The following is a 20,104-nucleotide window of genomic DNA, read 5'->3' as shown; positions in this document are numbered from 1 at the left end:
ATAAAAATTTTGAATTGATATAAATTCAACCCCAAGTTACGGTGATGAACCAAATTGTTAGGGTGTGAATGGTTGGGTAAGTGCCTTTTAAGGCAAAAAAACTGTGCGAACCTCCTCGCCTTTTTATGGGCACTTGGGGTTCGCACAGTTGTTAATTTTGTGGTATCCAGCTAATGAGTGCCGCATGGAAATCATGCGGGTAATGCCATTTGCCATCGACTTCTTCAATAAATGGGGTTAAGGCGGTTAGTAAATCTTCACGTGTGAAGGGTTTGTCTAATGCCTTTACACTTTGTTTTGCGAGTAATTCATCTAGCGTATCATACACATACGTACGCTTTAATGGCACTAACTCCACAGAAGCAAATATGCCCATACCATATAAAATATTAACTAAGTCAATATAGTCACGGCGCGGATGCTTGATGGTGTAACCCATGCGCTCAAGTGCTAAATAATGCGGCTGAATGGGACCACTGGTCATGCCGATAATGGCTTTTTCTGTGGCGAATTGATTCATGCGCTCAAGTGTTTCTTTAATATCTAGCATGCGGTAAAAACAGTTAACGCCAAAAATAACGTCATACGTTTTTGGTACGTCATAGCTCTCCCACTTTGCGTGCACAAAATCTGCATTGTCTAACAGCATCTCACCGCAGCACATTTGGAGGTAGCTCAGTACGGCCTCCGAGCTATCAATACACGTTACGTGCTGTGCCGCTTCGAGTGTTGGAAAGGTATAGTTACCCCAACCTGGTCCAATTTCCGCCACGTGGTGATGCGGTGCAATATGTTTACTCAGTACCGCAAAAATTTCGTCCGCGTAAGGATCGGTTTTACCTGCTTGTTTTTTTGCCATCGATTGTGCCCAAAAGGCTTCCTCTAAGCTATCATCTACCATGCGCTCTGGTAACTTACCTGTCCAGTCCTTCATGCCTTCTCGCCATAAATCTGCAAAATCAATTACTAGTGGTCCACGTCTCATCGCTCATCCTCTTTCGATTTTCATAATATCATACACTTTTGCCATATCTACGTGTTCACGCAGGTGGTCAGCAACCATATTATAGGCTTCCTCGCGGCGTTCACTATCACTTTTTACTTCACTAGGTAATGGTGTTAACCCTTTATCAGCACGCATCGCGTTTACTAAAGCACGGGTATACGTACGGTTATGGAATAAGCCGTGGAAGTACGTACCAATAATTTGTTCGTTATTCACAACAGCTCCGTCTACGCGACCATCGGCTAATGTCATAAAGGGCTCGCCACCAAGTAATGTCGTTTCGCCTAAATGAATTTCGTAACCTGTTAATGGTAAGCCGTTGCGCTCTCCTGTCATTTGTACCGTTTTTTTGCCTGCCGAAAAAACCGTCGCTACTGGGAGTAACCCTAGCCCTTTAGCTGCTGTGCCGTCGCCTTCAACTGCATCAGGGTCTGTTAACGTCTCGCCAAGCATTTGGAAGCCACCGCAAATACCAATAATTTTTGTGCCACGTTGCGCTAGCGCCTGAATGGCTTCGTCAAACCCTTCCTTGCGTAGCCATGCCAAATCATCGAGTGTAGCTTTTGTGCCAGGTAGCACGATTAAATCAGGTGTACCAAGCTCATGCACCTTAGCTACTAAACGTACGCCAACATCTGGCTCGTCAAAGAACGGGTCAATATCTGTAAAGTTTGAAATACGTGGTAAACGAATCATCACAATATCTAACGCAAACTCGCCTGCTTTTGGCTTTTTAAAACGCAGTGAAGATAGCGCAAGTGAGTCTTCTGCTTCGATATTGACATCAATATATGGCACAACGCCAAGCACAGGTATGCCTGTTTCGCGCTCTACCCACTCAATGCCATCATCTAATAGCTCACGCATGCCACGAAATTTATTAATAATTAACCCTTTGACACGCGCACGCTCATCCTCATCAAGTAATGCCAACGTACCAATAATTGACGCAAAAACACCGCCGCGGTCAATATCAGCAACTAATACTACAGCAGCATCGCTCATATGCGCCATTCGCATATTGGCAATGTCGCGGTCTTTTAAGTTAATTTCAGCTGGGCTACCTGCGCCCTCTAGCACAATAATGTCGTACTCTGCCTGTAATTTACGCACGGATTTTTCGATAATGGGTAGCGCTTTATGTACAAACTCATTACGGTAGCTTGTCGCTGTCATATCTAAAAAATGCTTGCCATGTACAATGACCTCTGACACCATATCTTGCTTAGGCTTGAGTAAAATCGGGTTCATATGCGTGTCCGCCACGACGCCTGCTGCCTCCGCCTGTACACCTTGCGCGCGCCCAATTTCGCCACCGTCTTGTGTCACGAAGGAGTTAAGCGCCATATTTTGTGATTTAAACGGCACAACTTTATAGCCGTCTTGTAAAAAATGCGGCAGAGCGCCGTGCAAATCATGCTTTTGCCGACGTCTGACGCAGTACCTTGTACCATAATAGATGTTGCCATTAAAACTCCAGCCCCTTTACTGCAGGTATACCTTCCTCGTAATAATGCTTGGTTGCTTCAATTGTAGACACTAAATCCGCTAAATCAATTAGCTGTTGTTTAGCGCTACGACCTGTAATGACTAAATGCATGCCTGCTGGGCGGTTTTGAATGGCCTCAATTACTTCAGCTAAAGGCAATACATCCTCAACGGGAAACTTCGTAATCGCTAACGCATTATTTAGTTCGTCGAGTACAAGTAAATCAATGGACTCATCCACTAAGGCTGCTTTTGCTTTTGCCCATGCGATTGTTAATGCCTCGCGGTGCTCCTCTGGCGTTTTTGTCCATGTAAAGCCAATGCCCATTTGTTCCATCTCAACGCCTAGCTTTTTTAAGGCGATCTTTTCGCCGTAGGTGCGGTCAGGTGACTTAATAAATTGCATATAGCGCACGTTTAACCCACGCCCAATTGCGCGTAAGGTTACACCAAGTGAGGCAGTGGTTTTACCCTTGCCATCACCCGTGTACATTAAAAATAAGCCGCGTTTTACAGCCATACCGTTTTCTCCTCAGCTGGCGTACGTTTTTTGTCGCCTAGCTTGTTGTCTTCTGCTGGGTAACCCATGAAAATTGTACCTACTACTTGTTGTGAGCTATCTGCGCCAATAAAGTCATGCATGCGTGCATCATGCACAAGACCAACGCCGCGCGTACGCCAAACAAAACCTAGTCCTAGCTCATCTGCCGCTAACCACATTGATTGGATCGCTGCACAAACCGCAAAAACATTATCCTTTGTTGCGCCCTCGTCACCTTCAACCATATCAGCGGTTACTACAATAACGGCTGGTGTTGTTTTAATGACTTTTAATGAGCTCTCTACTAAGTGTGGCTTCGTCGGGAAGCGCTCCTCTAAATAAGCTGTTGCTACTTGTTCGTAGCGCTTAAGTGCGTCGCCTTGTACTACGTAAAAGCGCCAAGGCTCACGATTTTTATCATTCGGGGCTTGAACTGCCGCCGCTAAAATTTGTTCGATTGTTTCGCGCGCTACAGGCTGATCCGTATAATTACGAATGGCACGGCGCTTTTCTAATGCTGTGAAAATTGACATTTGTCCCTCTCCTTATTCAAACCATTTAATTTTTTCGCGCATGCTTACAACATCACCAACAACTACCATAGATGGATTTTGCAAGCCACTAGCTACAATATCCTGTGCAATCGTTTCGAGTGTGCCTGTAATTGTACGCTGTTTGTCCATTGTGCCCCACTCAATTACCGCAACTGGCGTTGTTGCCTTGCGTCCATTTGCAATGAGTTGCGAGGTAATATAAGCAAGGTTGCCAACGCTCATATAAAAGGCAATGGTATCAATGCCCGTTGCAAGTGCTTCCCAGTTTAAATAATCCTGTCCCTTTTCGGCACGGCCATGCCCTGTAACAATCGCAAAGCTTGCCGCATGGTCACGATGCGTAACAGGAATACCTGCGTACTGTGGCGCTGCAATGCCTGCTGTAATACCTGGCACAAATTCAAATGGGATATTGGCATTGGCGCAAACTTCCGCTTCTTCGGCTCCGCGACCAAATACGCATGGGTCGCCGCCTTTTAAACGTGTTACTACCTTACCTTGCCCTGCTTTTTCTACTAATAGTTCGTGGATTTCGTCTTGAATTAAATGATGTTTGCCTGGTGACTTGCCACAAAAAATAAGCTCCGCTGTTGGCTTAGCATGCTCAAGCAATGCTTTATTTACTAAGCGGTCATATAAAATAACATCTGCCTGCTGAATGCACTCTAACCCTTTAACTGTAATAAGCTTTGGATCACCAGGACCTGCACCTACTAAATATACTTTACCTGTCATACACGTACTCCTTCTATGAGCTTATCTACAAAGTCCACACATGCTTGCATATTACCTTGCTGTACCCATACTAAAATTTGATCATCAAGCAGTTGACGTAATAGCACATTACGTTGTGCGCCCTTTTCGGTAACAGCTAGCACTTGTAAGCGCGCCTCTGCCAAAAAGGTAACATACGCCTCGTAGCTCTCATCAAACTGCTCATGTAGTTGTTGCTTTATTTTACGGGCAAGCCCTGGGTTAGCACCATTTGTCGAAACCGCAATGACTAAATCCCCGCGTTGCACCGTTGCTGTCGAAATAAAATTGCTACAGCTTGCATCGTCTGTACGATTAACAAGCTGTGTAGGGTGGGCCGCTTGTTGGATGGCGGCATTAACTGCTGCGTCATCCGTTGCCGCAAAAATAACGAGCTTGCCCTTTACATCAGTTGGTGTAAAGGCACGTTGTTGCCATGTAAAAGCACCCGCTTCATGCAGTGCTTGCATTTTAGGGTGAAGCTGTGGGCTAATGACTTCAATACATGCACCGCTATACTGCAATGTATTGTATTTTTGCCAAGCCACATGCCCACCGCCAACAATTAATACTTGTTGCCCCGCGACATTTAACATGACAGGTAAATGCGTCGTCATTTTACTGCCTCACAAGCCGCTAACCAGTTATCAACAAGTTGGGGGTTAGACAGGAAGTGGAAGTGCGTATAGCCTGCAACTACCGTATTTGTTAAATAGCCCTCTTCCTTTTTACCAAAGCGCCCTTTTGTCGCATAGGCGGGCTGTTGCTCACCCGTATACTTCGAGTAATGAAACTCATGCCCACGTGCTTCTTCATCCGCACCGAGCAAAAAGTTACCCTCACGCCCAAAGATTTCGCGGTAGCCGAGTGCCGCAAGTTTTGTTTGCATCACAGCCTCGCCTTTAATTAAGCCAAGCATGGGCACACGCTCACCCTTTGTATTGGTAATCGCCTCTGTTAAATACATATAGCCGCCGCACTCCGCAAGTGTTACAACGCCGCGCGCAATGGCCGCCTTCACTGATTCATTAGCTACTGTGTTTGTTGCTAACTTCTGCATATACTCCTCAGGGAAGCCACCACCAAGGTAAAGCCCCTGTGCATCTGCTGGCACGGGTTCATTAGCTAATGGTGAAAAGAACTTAAGTTCAGCGCCACGTGCGCGTAAAATGGCGAGGTTTTCTTCGTAATAAAAGTTAAATGCCGCATCACGTGCTACCGCAATTACTGCGCGGGTTGGCTCGTTGTCATCAAAGACGCTAGGTACTTTAGCAAGTTTAGTCGTCTTTGTAACGGCTAGTAGCTTATCAATAGCTATGCCTTGTTCTATAAGGTCGGCTAATGTGTCAAAGAAGCCATTTAGCTCGCCGCGTTCAATCGCAGGCACTAGCCCTAAATGACGACTTGGTACATCCACTGCCGCATTTTTCTTTAAATAGCCGAGCACAGGTAGTTTACACTCCTGCTCAATTGCTGTTTTTACAATTGTGTAATGGCTGTCACTACCTAATTGGTTAACAATAACACCTACAATGTTTGGCTTATCAGACAAGGTTTGAAAGCCTTTAACAATTGCCGCTACACTGCGTGCCATACTTGCCGCATTTACAATTAAAATAACAGGGCTATCCGTAATCACACTAATGTCGGCGGTCGAGCCCTTATCATCTAGTGGTGATTTTCCGTCATAAAAGCCCATAACACCTTCAATAATCGCAACATCCGCATCAGCGCTTGCGCGTGCTACCACATCACGTACCGCTTCGTCACTAAACATAAAGCTATCAATATTACGTGACGGGCGGCCTGTAACCGCAGTATGGTAGGTAGGGTCAATATAGTCTGGCCCACATTTAAACCCTTGCACCAAATGCCCACGCTTTTGCAAAGCCGCCATTAAACCAATGGTAAAGGTTGTTTTACCTACACCACTGCCTGTTCCTGCAATCACAAAACGATTGGTTTGCATACAACTCCCCCTTAAAACACTAGCTTAGCAACTGAAATCGTCACATTGCCTGACTTTTTCTTTTCGAGCACTAATTCACGTGCGCCTGAGTAGCGCAGTGCCGCTGGTTCGCTAACACCGTACGCGCCTGTATATTTAAAGACCACATCCGATGGGTTGTTAAAGTCAATTTCATTTAACTCCTCTGGCGTGTACGTAATAAACTCCCATTCTTTCTCTTCTACTGTTTCGAGGAAACCTACCTCGTCTTTTTTTAAGTCAATCGTACAAAGCGCCTTAACGCTTTTTTCGGATAATTTAAGCTCCGCTAAAGTCTCTTGAATAACGGCTTGGATTTCCTCTTTTGATGTACCGCGGTTACAGCCCATACCAAGGACAATTGATTTTGGTCGGAAAATCGTACCATTACCTAGCAATACTTCTTCATGCGGCTCAATGATACGGTCTGTAATCCATAGCGTCGCATCTGGCTTGGCCTCAATAACCGCTGCCGAATTTGGATAAATTTTAATATGCGAGGGCATTGGTACATCGCGCATCCACCAATCACGCTCACCTGTCTCTTGAATAATAGCCACATGTTCTTCATTAACAACTGAAGCACTAACAGGCGTTAGCTTTTCGTCGCTATCCCATGTCCAGCCAAAACGCGAGCCAAATAAATCAACCGGAATCGTTTTTTGTACGTCTGATGCTGTTGTAATAATAGGGCGCGCGTTCATTGCTGCTGCGATTTCGTACGTTAGCTCATTTGCGCCACCTAAGTGACCTGATAGTACGCTAATTACGTTTTCACCGCGGTCATCAACAACGACTACGCCTGGGTCTGTCTTTTTATCCACTAAAATTGGCGCAATCATACGTACAACCGCACCTAATGAAATAATTAAAATTAAACCTTTATACTGCTTAAATAATGCAGGTAATAATAAACGGACTGTGCCTGTAAACAGTTGGATATGACGCTGTTTTTCGTCCCCGCGCTCAAACTTTGCCATATAGTAAAGATCAGCATTGGGGAAGGTTTGGTGCAGATTGCGTCCCATTTCTACGCCATGCTTCGTAATCGAAACAATGGCGTAGTCGTGGCGCTTATCTACTTCTGGAATAATGCCCTCTTGTAGCTCAATCATTATCCTTCACACCCTTGCGGAAGCCATGCGTAAAGGTTTTGTCATACAGCTTAGAACGGTACTCATCCTTCTCTAAAATCGAAGGGTCAAGCGCCCAGCCCGCTAAAATCATCGCGTGCTTACGGATGCCGTTTTTGCGCATATCCTCATCTAAATTAACGAGCGTTGTACGCACGATTTTTTCGTCTGGCCATGTCGCACGTTGCACTACTGCGATTGGTGTATCGTCGCTCCAACCCGCATCTTGTAATTCTTTAACGATTTTTTTCGTTAATGTTGCACTTAAAAATAGCGCAATTGTAGAATGGTGCTTCGCTAAATCGCGTAGTTTTTCGAATTCAGGTACAGGTGTACGTCCTTCTGCACGCGTTAAAATAAGCGTTTGTGTTAAATCAGGTACTGTTAACTCTGCGCCAACAGCTGCTGCTGAGGCAAATACCGAGCTTACACCTGGAATGATTTTATAGCCAATGCCTTCTTTTTTAAGCAATGCTACTTGTTCCATTGTTGCACCATACATCGCAGGGTCACCTGTATGCATACGCGCTACGACTTTACCCGCGTTAACGCGCTCTACCATAAAGTCCACCATTTCTTGCAAATGCATACCTGCTGTTTTAACGACTTCAGCATCCGCTTTAGCATTGCTAATGAGCTCTTCACTAACTAATGAGTCTGTGTACATCACAACATCTGCTTGTTGTAAAATTTTTAAGCCCTTTACGGTAATTAAATCCGGATCTCCGGGACCTGATCCTACAATATAAATGAATTTTTCCATTATTTTCGCACCACCATTAATGATAAGTAATTAAGTTCTACACCGTCTAGCTCGTTAATATCCCAAATGATTTCCTCATCTGACGTTACTTTTGTGACAACATGCGCTTTATCGCGTATGCCTAGGTCATCTAACACTTTAAGCATTAAATCAAGCACTTTTGCTACTTTGATAAAGACAATAGCATCATGTGTTTCGATCGCTTCACGCATCGCGTCGTAATCATCGTACGCAGGGATCATTGCTACGCGGTCATCACCGTCCGCTAATGGTAAATTTAAACGGTTAGCTGAGCCATTAAAAGAAGAAATACCCGCAACTGTTTTTGTTGGTACGTCAGGTATTTATCTTCAAAAATACGCATCACATGAATAAACGTCGAAAACAGCATAGGGTCGCCTTCTGTAACAAATGCTACGTCCTTGCCTTCTGCTAATTTTTCGTGCATCGCTTCAGCCGCTTTCACCCAGTCGCGCTCTAAAATGGCAGGGTCCTTTGTCATTGGGAATACAAGCCCTAGCATTTCTTTTTCGTCAGGGTTAATATACACATCTACAATGCGGTGTGCGTAGCTTTTACTACCGCGCATTTTTTTAGGATAAGCGATTACAGGGCACTCCTGTAATAAGCGGAAAGCCTTTACTGTAATAAGCTCGGGGTCGCCTGGGCCTACGCCTAGCCCCCATAATGTACCGTAGTTTGTCAATTTTCTTCTTCCTTTCGCGTGGCAGCTATAATATAAATCGGGTTAAGTGGTACAAAGCGTGTCATGTGTAAGATTGGCTTACTACGCGCAATTTGTGCCTGTGTTACGGCTACATTAAAGTCAGCCTTTTTAAATGCCTCTACAGCAAGGTAAAGGTTTTCGATGGTTGCGGCGTTTAACACAATTGTGCCGCCTTCGTTTAAACGCTCACAGCACAGCGCAATTAAATCTGTCATTTCGCCGCCTGTACCGCCAATAAAAATACTGTCGGGATTTGGGAAGGTATCAAGCCCTTCTGGTGCTTTCGCATGGATGGCTGTCATATCCACACGGAATTTTTTTTGATTGGCCATGCAGTTCGCAAGGTCTGGTTCGTTTTTTTCGACACCAAATACTTGCCCCTCACGCGCAATTTTGCCCGCTTCGATTGCCATTGAGCCTGTACATGTGCCAACATCCCACACAATGCTACGCTCATGCAAACGCATGGCTTGCAGTGTTAACACGCGGATTTCTTTTTTTGTAATAAGCCCTTTTTCAGGCTTACGCTGCGAAAACTCCTCATCGTCAATGCCTAGCGGCCACACACGAGCAGGTGCGGTTTGCTTTAAAATCACTACATTTAATGGCGAAAAACTGCCGACTTCCATCTCGTCTAACGTATACCAACCGCATTTTTCTTGCTCACCTTGTAGGTTTTCGGCTACAAAGGCTTGGTACTCCGTCATATCAAAATGTTTAAGGTAGCTTGCAATAGCATTTGGACTATTCGTTTCGTCTGTTAAAAGTGCTACCTTCTTTTTGCCATTAATACGCTGAGCTAGCCCCTTAATTGGGCGACCATGTACGCTTGTAATATAGGCATCACTCCAACCCTCGCCCATACGGCTAAATGCTAGCTGTACAGAGCTCATATACGGGTAAACCTCTATGTTGAGCTTAGCTGATAAATAACTGCCAATGCCATAAAATAGCGGGTCGCCTGATGCTAAAATAATGGTGTTACGTGTTTCTTGTTCAAGTTGTTGGACTAATGCTTTTAAGCCGCCCTTTACCACTACTTTTTCGCCTTGATAATGTGGGAAGAACGCCAGTAAGCGCTCGCCACCGACTAACACTTCACTTTGGTTAATCCATTCAATATATTGCGGGAGTAGGCTAGCTATCCCGTTATCCCCTATGCCAATTAGCTTCATCGATTTCGTCAATGTCATCCGCCTTTCCAAGTAGCTCGCCCTTCATTGTATAAATCGAAGTGCTGAGCGTAAGTCCGCCGCGTACGTGGTTAAGCCCCGCGTAGCAACAAGCCTCGCATAAATGTGTGAAAAATTGGTCGAAGCCATGTTCGGCCATAATTTCGCCTACTTGCGAAGCGGTGTTTGCATTTTTTACAAGCTCTAGTACTTCACCTGTTGCGCCAACATCTGCCGCAAGTTCGGCCATAAACTCAAAGTTAATGGGCGCGCTTTTTGAGTGCACCATCATTACGCCTTGCGCGACTTTCGAAAACTTACCCATCATGCCCACAAGTGATACTTTACGCATCCCTAAGCGTTTGCAATGCTTAAGCGTAAAGCCGACAAAGTCACCCATTTCAATAAAGGCTTCTTCTGGTAAATCAGGGTACTCGGCAATGCCGTACTTTTCACTGCGTCCGCCCGTTGTAATAACTAAGTGGTCACAACCTGCCTCGCGTGCCACACTAATCGCCTGTACAATACTCGCCATATAGGCTGAGCTCGAGAATGGTACGACTGTGCCGCGCGTGCCTAAAATCGAAATGCCACCTAAAATGCCTAAACGACCATTAAGTGTTTTTTTCGCCATTTCTTCACCTTTAGGTACAGAAATCACCACATTAACCCCACGCTCAATTTGATGCTCATCTAGCACCTCTTGCACATGCGTTAAAATCATTTTGCGCGGAACGGGATTAATTGCCGCTTCGCCCACAGGCACAGCAAGGCCGGGCTTTGTTACTCGCCCGACCCCGATACCCCCGTCTAAATGAATGCCTGGTGTGTCTGCCCAGCTTACTGTCGCTTGAATTACAGCAAGATGTGTTGCGTCTGGGTCATCGCCAGCGTCCTTAATTGTGTCACAGCGTACTGCACCCTCACTAAACACGTTTTCTTCGATTGTAAAGGTATGGTGGCGTCCGATTGGTAAATAAATCGTTGACTCTGGCTGTGCCTCACCCGTAATTAATGCGAGTAGGGCGGCACGTGCCGTCGCTGTTGCACAGGACCCCGTCGTATAACCGTGGCGCATTTCCTTCGGGTCTTTTTTCGGTTGCTGCATGCTCATATTACTCGTCCTTAGCGTCAGCTAGTAAAGATAAACCGTTGAGTGCTGCAACTGTTACCGTACTTCCACCTTTACGACCGCGGTTAGTAATGTAAGGGATGCCCTCTAATTTAAGGAGCTCCTCTTTTGACTCTGCCGCTGATACGAAGCCTACTGGCATACCGATAATTAGGTCAGGCTTTACTTCGCCTGCTTTAACTAAACGGATAAGCTCAAGTAGTGCTGTTGGTGCGTTACCAATCGCATAAATCCCGCCATCATATAATTTAGCTGCCTTTTGCATTGACATAATTGCGCGTGTTGCGCCTGCTGCCTTCGCCGCTTTTGCTACGTCCTCGTCCGCGATATGACAAGTTAAATCGCCACCATGCTTTTGGAATCGCTTGCGACCAGAGCCTGCCTCAATCATTTGTACGTCTGCAATGACAGGTTTACCTGCACGAATTGCTGCAACACCTGCTGCTACTGCGTCAGGGTGTACTACAACACTACGTCCTAAATCAAAGTCTGCTGATGCATGGATAACACGACGTACTACACGCCATTCGTCTTCTGTATAATCATGTGGACCAAATTCTTCCGAAATGATTGAGAAAGAATAGTCGTAAATTTTATCTGGGTCTACTGTTAGTGGTTTAAAGTCTGTTTGGAAATCCATTAGTTTGTTCCTCCTAAAGTTTCGTTTAATTCGTTAATAACGCCTTCAAATGTGGCATGTGTATGCCCATAAGCAATGTCTGGGCGCGCAATCATAATCGTTTGAATACCGCATTCGATAGCCGCCTCAAGTTTTTCGTCAACTGAGCCTACCTTGCCGCTCTCTTTCGTTACCATAACGTCCACGCCGTATTGGTTGTAGAGTGCGACGTTAAGCTCTTTTGAGAATGGCCCTTGAATCGCAATAATATTTTTTTGTGGCACTTCAAGCGCCGCGCATTTTTCCATATTATCTAAGCGCGGAAGCATGCGCGCCAGTAAGCGCACACCTTCTACGTCGTTTAATACATTAGTAAAAGTTTGTAAGGTTTTACTGCCTGTTGTCAGCATAATGACGCCGCCTTTTGCTTTAGCGAGTTGCGCCGCCTCCTCATAATCCTTCACTACGGTTACGAGTGGGTGACTGTAAAATTCGCGTTCACGCTCAAAACGAATATACGGTACACCTGCCGCTTTAGCTGCTGCCATTGCGTTTTTTGAGGCTTCTTCCGCAAAGGGATGACTAGCATCTACAACAGCGGTAAAGCCCTCGTTTGTAATCATTTGCACCATATCATCTGCCGTATTGCGCCCTACTTTAACTTGTAGACCCGCTTCCTTTAGGCTTGTCTCTGCCGACGTTGTGACGACCGTTGCTGTCGGCTCATAGCCCGCTGCTTTTACTTGCACAGCTAACTCACGCGCATCTGATGTACCTGCTAAAAATAAAATCAATTTTTTGCCTCCGAATGGCAGTGCGAATGACTGTGGTCGTGTCCGTCACAAGCGTGGTCGTGATCATGTGAATGGTCATGTGAATGGTCATGGTCATGTGAATGGCTGTGGCCATGATGGTGATCGTCATCATCATGATGGTGATGATGGTCGATAAAGTCCATCGCATTAATACGGTACTGGCAAGTATCACAGTTCATTTTCACTTCACCTGCTACGGCCTCATTAATACGGTCATGCAGCACATTTTTTAGCTTGTCATGGTAACCAAAGTACTCTGCAAGCTCAATTGTTAGTTCAGGGTAATCTACTTCATAGCGCTCTTTCATTTTTGCCATGCGCTCCATTAAAATGCCTGTAAATAAAAAGTACGGCAACATAATTACTTTTTTAGCGCCTAAGCGTGAACAACGCTCCATCCCTTCATCTACTAAAGGTGCGGCTACGCCCATAAAGGCTGGCTCTACAGTAGCTACGTTTAAACGCTCGTATAATAGACGGCTGATTTTATAAAAATCACTGTTAGCATCCGCGTCACTACCACCGCGACCAATAAGTAAAACCGCAGTATCTTTATGCTCTTCTTCAATGGCAAAGCCTGTTTGTTGTAGGCGTGATAGTAAAATTTCGATAACTTCTTCATGGATGCCAATTGGGCGACCATACGTAAATTTCACATTAGGGTAATCCACTTTTGCTTCGTCAATTTCATGCGGGATATGGATTTTTGAGTGCCCCGCTTGTAATAAAATAATCGGAATCGCATAAATTTCTGTTGCGCCTCGTTCAACCGCATTTTTAATACCTGTTGGAATATTTGGCTTTTCGAATTCTAAAAAGCACGTTTCGACAATATACTCCTCTGGAATACTTGGTGTCATTTGTTGAATAAAGTTACGTACCTCATCATTGCCTGCTGGTAAGCGGCTGCCGTGCCCTACGAATAAAATTGCTTTCATGTTGTTCTCTCCCTTAATCCCCACAAGGTGCAGGTTCTACTTTAATTTTTGACATCATATCAATAAAGCTAAAGCCGCCAATCTCTTTCACGCGGCGGAAATATTTAAACAAGCGCTCATTTGGGTGAGCATTTGCCTTATACTCCTCAACAATTTGCGAAACCATGCCAATAATTTGGTCGGCTGGAATGCCCTCTAACACAGGTTGCCCTGCGTGCCCTGTACGTCCTACTGGTTTAGCACCAATAAATAAATCAAACTTACCTTTACGGTACACAATGCCAATATCCTCAAATGTTGCTTTATAACACGCCATACCACAGCCGTTAAAGCCGATATTTAGCTCTTTTGGCAAACTAAGCCCTGCTAATTTGTCATAGAGCTCATTCGCTACAGGAATGGACTCGGTTTTTTCGCCGTAGCAGAAGTCACACGCTTTTACACGTAGTACATCGCCAACTGGCTCTAGGTAAAAGTCCACAGACGCAAGCTTTTGTGTAATTGCTTCAGGATCCGTTGTCGGAATTTTTAAGACGATTTGGTGGTCAGGTGTATATTCCATTGTGCCTTTTTCGCCTACAACCTCAGCAAGCATTGTCATTTGCTGTGGTGTAAAAAACTTATTAGCTACGCCAGGACTTACCGCAAGCTCGAAAATAGACTCCATTTTTTGCTGTACCAGTTTTTTAGGCGCAGTCCCAGACACCATAGCTAGTGCGGCAGAAGCCATCTCAAGTGCGCTCTTTTTTGGCGCTTGTTGCTCAACTTTTACAGATTGGTGCGGTGCTGCCTCACTCTCACGCATTAAATCTTTGTTAGAGTAATCAAGGCTTGCCTCGCCTGTTTCTTGGTCTAATGCCCAAGGCTCTGCTTCTTTCTTTAGGCGTTGGTGCGGGCGAAGCGGTTGTTTTTCGTCACCTAGTGTATATTTACGTTGATAGCCACGTGGTGTAATAATTTTATTATCATAATAGAAGGAAGACGAGTTACCGATAACAACAGTTGTTAACATGCCAATGTCGTGATTTAGCATATCCGCTAAATTTGTCATAATAATATTTTGATTATCACGGTAAGCTGATTTTACAAGCCCTACTGGTGTATCAGGTGAGCGGTATTCTAATAAAATACGCTGTGCCTCAACAATTTGGCGTGTGCGGCGACCACTTTTAGGGTTATACAGCGCAATAACAAAGTCCGCCATTGCGGCTGCTTCAATACGCTTTTCGATTAAGTTCCATGGTGTGAGGTGGTCACTTAAACTAATCGTACATGAGTCGTGCATTACAGGTGCGCCAAGTAAGCTCGCACAAGAGTTAATTGCCGAAATACCTGGTACAACCTCAACCTCAATACCATCAGCCTCTGTCCAACCTTTTTCGACTAATACCTCGTACACTAAGCCAGCCATACCATATACGCCTGAGTCACCGCTCGAAATTACCGCAACTGTATAGCCCTCAAGCGCCTTTTTGTAGGCCTCCTGTGCACGCGCTACTTCTTCTGTCATGCCTGTGCCAATAACCTCTTGCTCAGGTGTCAAAATATTTTGGATTAAATCCACATACGTTTTATAGCCAATAATTAAGTCACTTTCTTTTAATGCCTCTACAGCACGCGCTGTAATATGTTTAAAGTCGCCAGGGCCAAACCCTACAACTAATAATTTCCCTTTTTTCTGTGTCATGCTACCACTCTCCAGCCTACTTATTCTTCGCTATCCCTTTGATTGCAGGTGTTTCTTCTGTACGAATAATCGCACCCTCCTGCATCGTATAAACGCGATGTGCCTTAGGGCCATCCTGCATTAATTCTTGCACAACTGTGCGTGCCGCCGCTTCGTCTGGTACGTTATACCAGTTGCCTGTAGGATAGGCGGTTACGACACACGCATCCTTACAGCGCCCGTTACATTTTGTACGTGTTGTATGAATTTGCTCGTCTAAGCCAAGCTTTTCAATTTCATCACGTACCGCAAGCGTTACTTCTTCAGCACCCTTTTTCATGCATGAGCTACCATTACATAATAAAATATGGTGCTGCATCCCTACTAAATCCCACGTTGTCATACGCGTTCCCCCTTTATTGACCAACAAAAAAAGCCTTAACATCGGTGGGGTGTTAAGACTTCTAATAAAAAGCGCGCATACTACTACTGCGTTAGCTAATTGTTATCCGCCCTTTTCCCTCCGAAAATTGTAGAAACAAAAGATAGAAGCAGGTTTCCTGACTTAAGCTATACGCCACAACACCTTCCCGAATAATTATTCAGTGGTTATTGTTGTAGCAACACTATTACAGTAGCGGGGGCTGTATTGGACTTTCACCAATTTCCCTTTATTTTACGCCTCCTAAAAGACGTAAAAACTTCTAACTATTTTGCAATATTCATTTTCTTTATCATATACTACTTTGGCACATTTTCAAACTGACTTTTTCATTGAGCTGTCTCTTGTGCGTTTTTTCAGAACTTTCTACCTAGTTGGATTTTCTGAATAATAAAAAATCGTATAGCCAAAATTTACTTTGCGTGCTAAACTTATTTTGAAATAGCACATAGTTAGCCAAGTTAGGTGTTGCCTACGCAACGTAACAGGGAAGTTTGGTGAAATGCCAACGCGGTCCCGCCACTGTAAGACGGAGCATACATAAATTGCCACTGCTAAATTTGCGGGAAGGCTATGTAGTGCGCTGATGTCGAGCCAGGAGACCTACCTAGTTTGGATGTGATCCGTTTCAACCTACGAGGATGGGTGTGCGAAACAAGGCAGTCTGTATAGGGCTTGCTTTATTTTGTCGTAAACACTCTTATGATTAAGAGTGCTTTTTTATATCCTCATACTTACTTTTACTTGAATAGGAGGATTTTTATGTTGAAATTTTTACCGAAGCTTGGTTATTTTGCAGTTATTTTACTGCTCATTCCTGAGCGTGCCTATGCCATGCACATCATGGAAGGCTACTTACCTGTTGGTTGGGCCATTTTTTGGTGGGTGCTAACCATTCCATTTGTTATTTTAGGCTTGCGTTCAATTAAAAAAACAATCGAGGAAAACCCCGAAACAAAAATGATTTTAGGGCTGTCAGGCGCATTTGCCTTTGTTTTATCAGCACTTAAAATCCCGTCAGTTACGGGTAGCTGTTCACACCCTACTGGTGTTGGGTTAGGTACTGTGTTATTTGGACCACTTGCGATGAGCGTCATCGGCTCAATTGTGCTATTATTCCAATCATTATTACTTGCGCACGGCGGTTTAACTACACTTGGTGCTAACGCTTTCTCAATGGCTGTCGTTGGACCTTTCATTGTTTACTTCACGTATAAAGCAGCGCTTAAAATGGGGCTATCGTTTTCACTAGCCGTATTTTTCGCAGCGTTTTTAGGTGACTTAGGTACGTATGTTGTAACATCATTCCAATTAGCATTAGCTTTCCCTTCTGAGGTTGGTGGTTTCTTCGCATCATTCTCTAAATTTGCGGGTATTTTTGCTTTAACACAAATTCCACTTGCCATTAGTGAAGGTATTTTAACCGTAATTGTTATGAACTTCTTAAAGAAATACAACTTCTCAGAGCTAAAATCACTACGTGTATTACCACGTAAGGAGGCTGCACAATGAAACAAAACTTATTATTATTTGCGATTGTTATTTTGCTAGCGATTGTGCCTATCTTTATGTTAAAAGATGCGGAGTTTGAAGGTGCGGACGGCGAGGCAGAGGAAGCTATTGGTGAGATTAATGCGGGCTATGAACCTTGGTTCGAGTCGTTTTGGGAGCCGCCAAGTGGCGAAATCGAAAGCTTATTATTTGTATTACAAGCGGCAATTGGCGCAGGCTTCATTGGCTACTTCGTAGGCTTTACACGCGGTAAGCATCGTAAAAAAGAAGGACTGTAAATGCTACTAATTGATAAATATGCTTATATTAATCAATTAAAACACGTTCATCCGATGGAAAAAATGATTTTCACGGCACTGCTGCTGCTATTTTCCTTAACAGTACGTGACACAACCATTTCACTCATCACATTTATTGTGATGAGTGCTTTTATCATTTTTGGGGCAAAAATCCCTTGGACGTATTATGTAAAGCTCTTACTGCTCCCTGCCTTCTTTTTGCTGACAAGTTTACTGGCCATCTTATTATCCTTTGCAGGTACAACTACAACACTGCCACCGCATATTTTTGCTTACTCCTTTGGCTCGTTTCAGGTATTTATTGGCGAGGCAAGTGTAGCTACAGCACGTCAGCTATTTTTTGTTGTGCTTGGCAGTATTAGCTCCTTGTACTTTTTAATTTTAACTACATCGGTACAAGCCATTTGCTATGTGCTGTATAAATGGCGTGTGCCTGCACTTTTTGTAGAGCTATGTGAAATGACGTACCGCTTTATTTTTATTTTTTTAGAAAACACGCAAAAAATTTATATTGCCCAGCAATCACGCCTTGGCTACCAGTCCCCTCGGCAGTGGCTACGCTCTGTTGGGTTACTTGTTTCTTCGTTATTTATTGAGGTGCTACAACGCTCCACAGAGCTAACAAATGCAATGCTCTCGCGCGGTTATGACCCAAGCAACACGACACCGCTTTATTTTGAAGAAGAATGGCAGTTTAATAAGCGCAACTGGGTAGGCATTGCTGTAGTATTTGGCACAATTGTTTTGATTTATGTAGGAGGTAGACAATGGTAAATTATTTTGAGCTAGACAATATTTCGTACCGCTACCCTGACGGCACAGAGGCACTAACGCAGCTCTCGCTAACAATTGGACAGGGTGAGCGCATTGCGTTAATTGGTCATAATGGCGCGGGTAAATCTACGTTATTTCAACAATTAAATGGCATTTTACAGCCCTCTAGTGGTGATGTGCGCTTTAATGGTAAACCGATGCGTTATAGTAAAAAAGAGCTTGCCCATGTACGCCAGTCCGTTGGTATTGTCTTTCAAGATCCCGATGCTCAGTTGTTTTCGGGCAATGTTAAACAAGACATCGCATTTGGCCCAACTAACCTTGGCTGGTCAAAAGATAAGGTGCATGAACAAGTAAACTGGGCGATTAAAGAAGCTGAGATTGAAGCGCTACAAGACAAGCCCATTCATTTTTTAAGCCTTGGGCAAAAAAAGCGGGTGGCTATTGCAGGTGTACTGGCGATGATGCCACGTATTTTAATCCTAGACGAACCAACCGCTGGGCTTGACCATTACTACGCTACACAAATGCTTGGGCTACTAAAACAGCTCGAAACAGACGAGCGCACAGTGCTGCTCTCCACCCATGACACCCAGCTCGCCTATGAATGGGCTGACCGCATTGTTGTGCTACACGAAGGTACGATTATTTATGACGGCAATCCGTACGATGTATTTTACCAAGATGATTTACTCCAAAAAGCGCACCTCGAAAAACCGTGGGTGTTTGACGTTGCCGCTACATTAGGCGCACCTACACCATTACCACGCACGCGTGCCGCCTTAAAAGACTTTCTTAACACTAAAAAAAATGACTCGCTCCTGTAAACAGGAAACGAGTCATTTTTATGTGTTTTATACCCCTTGCACCCAACTTAAGCCCAGTGTACCTTCACCTGCGTGAACACCTACACAAATGCTAAGCTCTGTTATGCTAAAAGTTACCTGAGGGAAGGCAATCTGCAACTCACCGCGCCACTTTTTTGCCACTTCTTCATTATTACAATGAATTACCGCAACTTGAGTCACACCATGATGCAGTACATCGTCACCAAGCTGCTTCACGACATAACCGCGTGCTCGCTTATCCGCACGCACTTTTTCTTTCATAGTAGCTACGCCGTCCTCAAAACTGATGACTAGCTTAATATTTAGTAAATTACTTAAAAACAACTGCGTACCTGACACGCGTCCGCTTTTGTGCAGTTGTGACAAGCTTGTTGGAATAAAAGATAGGCGTGTACGATCTGCCATAGCCGTTAACTGCTCGGCAATCTCGCTTGCTGCTACACCGTCTGCCTGCATAGCGTTACCTACTTCAATCATTTTTTGCATCGGGAATGAGCCAATCTTAGAGTCAATCGGGTACACCGTAAAGCCCGCTTGCTCAGCTGCCGCAAATGCTGTTTGGTACGTGCCTGATAAATGCTTTGACGTATGCACCGCTACCGCACATGTATAGCCTTCCGCTTTTAAACGTTCATACAGCGCAATCACCTCACCAATCGGTGGTTGAGATGTCTTTGGGTGCTCTTTAGTGCCTTGTAATTTTTCATAAAATTTTTCACTTGTTATATCAATTGTTTCGCGTATATCCATATCAGTAAATACAATGTGTAAAGGTAACACATGTACATTATATTGTTTAATCACTTCATCACTTAGTAGCGCCGCTGTATCTGTAACCCAGGCGATTTTCTCCGTCATACTGACAACTCCTCTAATTTCCAAGCTAGACATTTTAGCCTATTTCATCCACTATACACAGCTAAACTAGCATTGCC

The 20,104-nt window shown here is 44.4% G+C and carries 20 protein-coding genes, 2 pseudogenes and 2 riboswitches; of the genes and pseudogenes, 4 read left to right on the top strand and 18 right to left on the bottom strand.

Annotated features, from left to right (window positions below; genetic code table 11):
- Positions 1–151: 151 nt before the first annotated feature.
- The 17 genes and pseudogenes from CH76_RS09425 to CH76_RS09345 all read right to left on the bottom strand — a co-directional run bounded on the left by CH76_RS09425 (position 152) and on the right by CH76_RS09345 (position 15,697).
- Complete coding sequence (locus CH76_RS09425) at positions 152–985, bottom strand: trans-aconitate 2-methyltransferase (RefSeq protein WP_036145361.1); 834 nt, start codon at positions 983–985, stop codon at positions 152–154.
- Positions 986–988: 3 nt separating this feature from the next.
- Positions 989–2,475 (bottom strand): annotated as a pseudogene (locus tag CH76_RS09420) (cobyric acid synthase).
- Positions 2,475–3,014: a cob(I)yrinic acid a,c-diamide adenosyltransferase gene (locus CH76_RS09415; protein ID WP_036145359.1), complete on the bottom strand. Its 540-nt coding sequence runs from the start codon at positions 3,012–3,014 to the stop codon at positions 2,475–2,477. The pseudogene CH76_RS09420 and the gene CH76_RS09415 overlap by 1 nt, the downstream one beginning before the upstream one ends.
- Positions 3,005–3,568 (bottom strand): nitroreductase, encoded by a 564-nt coding sequence (locus CH76_RS09410; protein WP_036145357.1) that lies wholly within the window; start codon positions 3,566–3,568, stop codon positions 3,005–3,007. Before CH76_RS09410 ends, CH76_RS09415 begins: the two co-directional genes overlap by 10 nt.
- Positions 3,569–3,580: 12 nt before the next feature.
- On the bottom strand, positions 3,581–4,324 hold the full coding sequence (gene cobA / locus CH76_RS09405; protein ID WP_036145355.1) for a uroporphyrinogen-III C-methyltransferase: 744 nt from the start codon (positions 4,322–4,324) through the stop codon (positions 3,581–3,583).
- The gene (locus CH76_RS09400) at positions 4,321–4,959 is read right to left on the bottom strand and encodes a bifunctional precorrin-2 dehydrogenase/sirohydrochlorin ferrochelatase (protein ID WP_036145353.1); all 639 of its coding nucleotides are present in this window, start codon (positions 4,957–4,959) and stop codon (positions 4,321–4,323) included. The genes cobA and CH76_RS09400 overlap by 4 nt, the downstream gene beginning before the upstream one ends.
- Positions 4,956–6,311: a cobyrinate a,c-diamide synthase gene (locus CH76_RS09395; protein ID WP_036145351.1), complete on the bottom strand. Its 1,356-nt coding sequence runs from the start codon at positions 6,309–6,311 to the stop codon at positions 4,956–4,958. Before CH76_RS09395 ends, CH76_RS09400 begins: the two co-directional genes overlap by 4 nt.
- Before the next feature lie 11 nt (positions 6,312–6,322).
- A complete protein-coding gene (locus CH76_RS09390) occupies positions 6,323–7,444 on the bottom strand; it encodes a cobalt-precorrin 5A hydrolase (RefSeq protein ID WP_036145348.1) in 1,122 nt (373 codons plus the stop codon).
- Positions 7,437–8,225, bottom strand: coding sequence for a precorrin-4 C(11)-methyltransferase (cobM, locus tag CH76_RS09385; RefSeq protein ID WP_036145346.1), 789 nt, complete (start codon positions 8,223–8,225; stop codon positions 7,437–7,439). The genes CH76_RS09390 and cobM overlap by 8 nt, the downstream gene beginning before the upstream one ends.
- Positions 8,225–8,931: pseudogene (gene cobI, locus CH76_RS09380) on the bottom strand (precorrin-2 C(20)-methyltransferase). Before cobI ends, cobM begins: the two are co-directional and overlap by 1 nt.
- Complete coding sequence (cbiE, locus tag CH76_RS09375) at positions 8,928–10,145, bottom strand: precorrin-6y C5,15-methyltransferase (decarboxylating) subunit CbiE (protein ID WP_081892678.1); 1,218 nt, start codon at positions 10,143–10,145, stop codon at positions 8,928–8,930. The pseudogene cobI and the gene cbiE overlap by 4 nt, the downstream one beginning before the upstream one ends.
- Positions 10,102–11,232: a cobalt-precorrin-5B (C(1))-methyltransferase gene (locus CH76_RS09370; protein WP_036145368.1), complete on the bottom strand. Its 1,131-nt coding sequence runs from the start codon at positions 11,230–11,232 to the stop codon at positions 10,102–10,104. Before CH76_RS09370 ends, cbiE begins: the two co-directional genes overlap by 44 nt.
- Before the next feature lie 7 nt (positions 11,233–11,239).
- Positions 11,240–11,896, bottom strand: a complete 657-nt coding sequence (locus CH76_RS09365) for a precorrin-8X methylmutase (protein ID WP_036145343.1) — start codon at positions 11,894–11,896, stop codon at positions 11,240–11,242.
- Positions 11,896–12,669, bottom strand: coding sequence for a precorrin-6A reductase (gene cobK, locus CH76_RS09360; RefSeq protein WP_036145341.1), 774 nt, complete (start codon positions 12,667–12,669; stop codon positions 11,896–11,898). Before cobK ends, CH76_RS09365 begins: the two co-directional genes overlap by 1 nt.
- Positions 12,666–13,628 (bottom strand): sirohydrochlorin chelatase, encoded by a 963-nt coding sequence (locus CH76_RS09355; RefSeq protein WP_036145339.1) that lies wholly within the window; start codon positions 13,626–13,628, stop codon positions 12,666–12,668. Before CH76_RS09355 ends, cobK begins: the two co-directional genes overlap by 4 nt.
- A 13-nt stretch (positions 13,629–13,641) precedes the next feature.
- Positions 13,642–15,315 (bottom strand): precorrin-3B C(17)-methyltransferase, encoded by a 1,674-nt coding sequence (cobJ, locus tag CH76_RS09350; protein ID WP_036145337.1) that lies wholly within the window; start codon positions 15,313–15,315, stop codon positions 13,642–13,644.
- 16 nt (positions 15,316–15,331) lie between these two features.
- Complete coding sequence (locus CH76_RS09345) at positions 15,332–15,697, bottom strand: ferredoxin (protein WP_036145335.1); 366 nt, start codon at positions 15,695–15,697, stop codon at positions 15,332–15,334.
- 129 nt (positions 15,698–15,826) lie between these two features.
- Positions 15,827–16,015: riboswitch (cobalamin riboswitch) on the bottom strand.
- Positions 16,016–16,182: 167 nt separating this feature from the next.
- Positions 16,183–16,362, top strand: a riboswitch (cobalamin riboswitch).
- Positions 16,363–16,498: 136 nt separating this feature from the next.
- On the opposite strand from CH76_RS09345, the gene CH76_RS09340 reads away from it, so the two are divergent.
- The 4 genes from CH76_RS09340 to CH76_RS09325 are packed head-to-tail and all read left to right on the top strand — an operon-like array spanning position 16,499 to position 19,148.
- A complete protein-coding gene (locus tag CH76_RS09340) occupies positions 16,499–17,248 on the top strand; it encodes an energy-coupling factor ABC transporter permease (protein WP_081892677.1) in 750 nt (249 codons plus the stop codon).
- Positions 17,245–17,526: an energy-coupling factor ABC transporter substrate-binding protein gene (locus tag CH76_RS09335; protein WP_036145333.1), complete on the top strand. Its 282-nt coding sequence runs from the start codon at positions 17,245–17,247 to the stop codon at positions 17,524–17,526. The genes CH76_RS09340 and CH76_RS09335 overlap by 4 nt, the downstream gene beginning before the upstream one ends.
- Positions 17,527–18,321, top strand: a complete 795-nt coding sequence (gene cbiQ, locus CH76_RS09330; protein ID WP_036145331.1) for a cobalt ECF transporter T component CbiQ — start codon at positions 17,527–17,529, stop codon at positions 18,319–18,321.
- The gene (locus tag CH76_RS09325; protein ID WP_036145330.1) at positions 18,315–19,148 is read left to right on the top strand and encodes an energy-coupling factor ABC transporter ATP-binding protein; all 834 of its coding nucleotides are present in this window, start codon (positions 18,315–18,317) and stop codon (positions 19,146–19,148) included. Before cbiQ ends, CH76_RS09325 begins: the two co-directional genes overlap by 7 nt.
- 27 nt (positions 19,149–19,175) lie before the next feature.
- On the opposite strand, the gene CH76_RS09320 is transcribed toward CH76_RS09325, so the two are convergent.
- Positions 19,176–20,027, bottom strand: coding sequence for a DegV family protein (locus CH76_RS09320; protein WP_036145328.1), 852 nt, complete (start codon positions 20,025–20,027; stop codon positions 19,176–19,178).
- Positions 20,028–20,104: the final 77 nt, after the last annotated feature.

It is taken from the genome of Lysinibacillus sp. BF-4, from assembly GCF_000743635.1.
In the GTDB taxonomy this organism is placed as follows: Bacteria; Bacillota; Bacilli; order Bacillales_A; family Planococcaceae; genus Metalysinibacillus; species Metalysinibacillus saudimassiliensis.
This window is presented reverse-complemented; position numbering and strand designations above follow the sequence as displayed.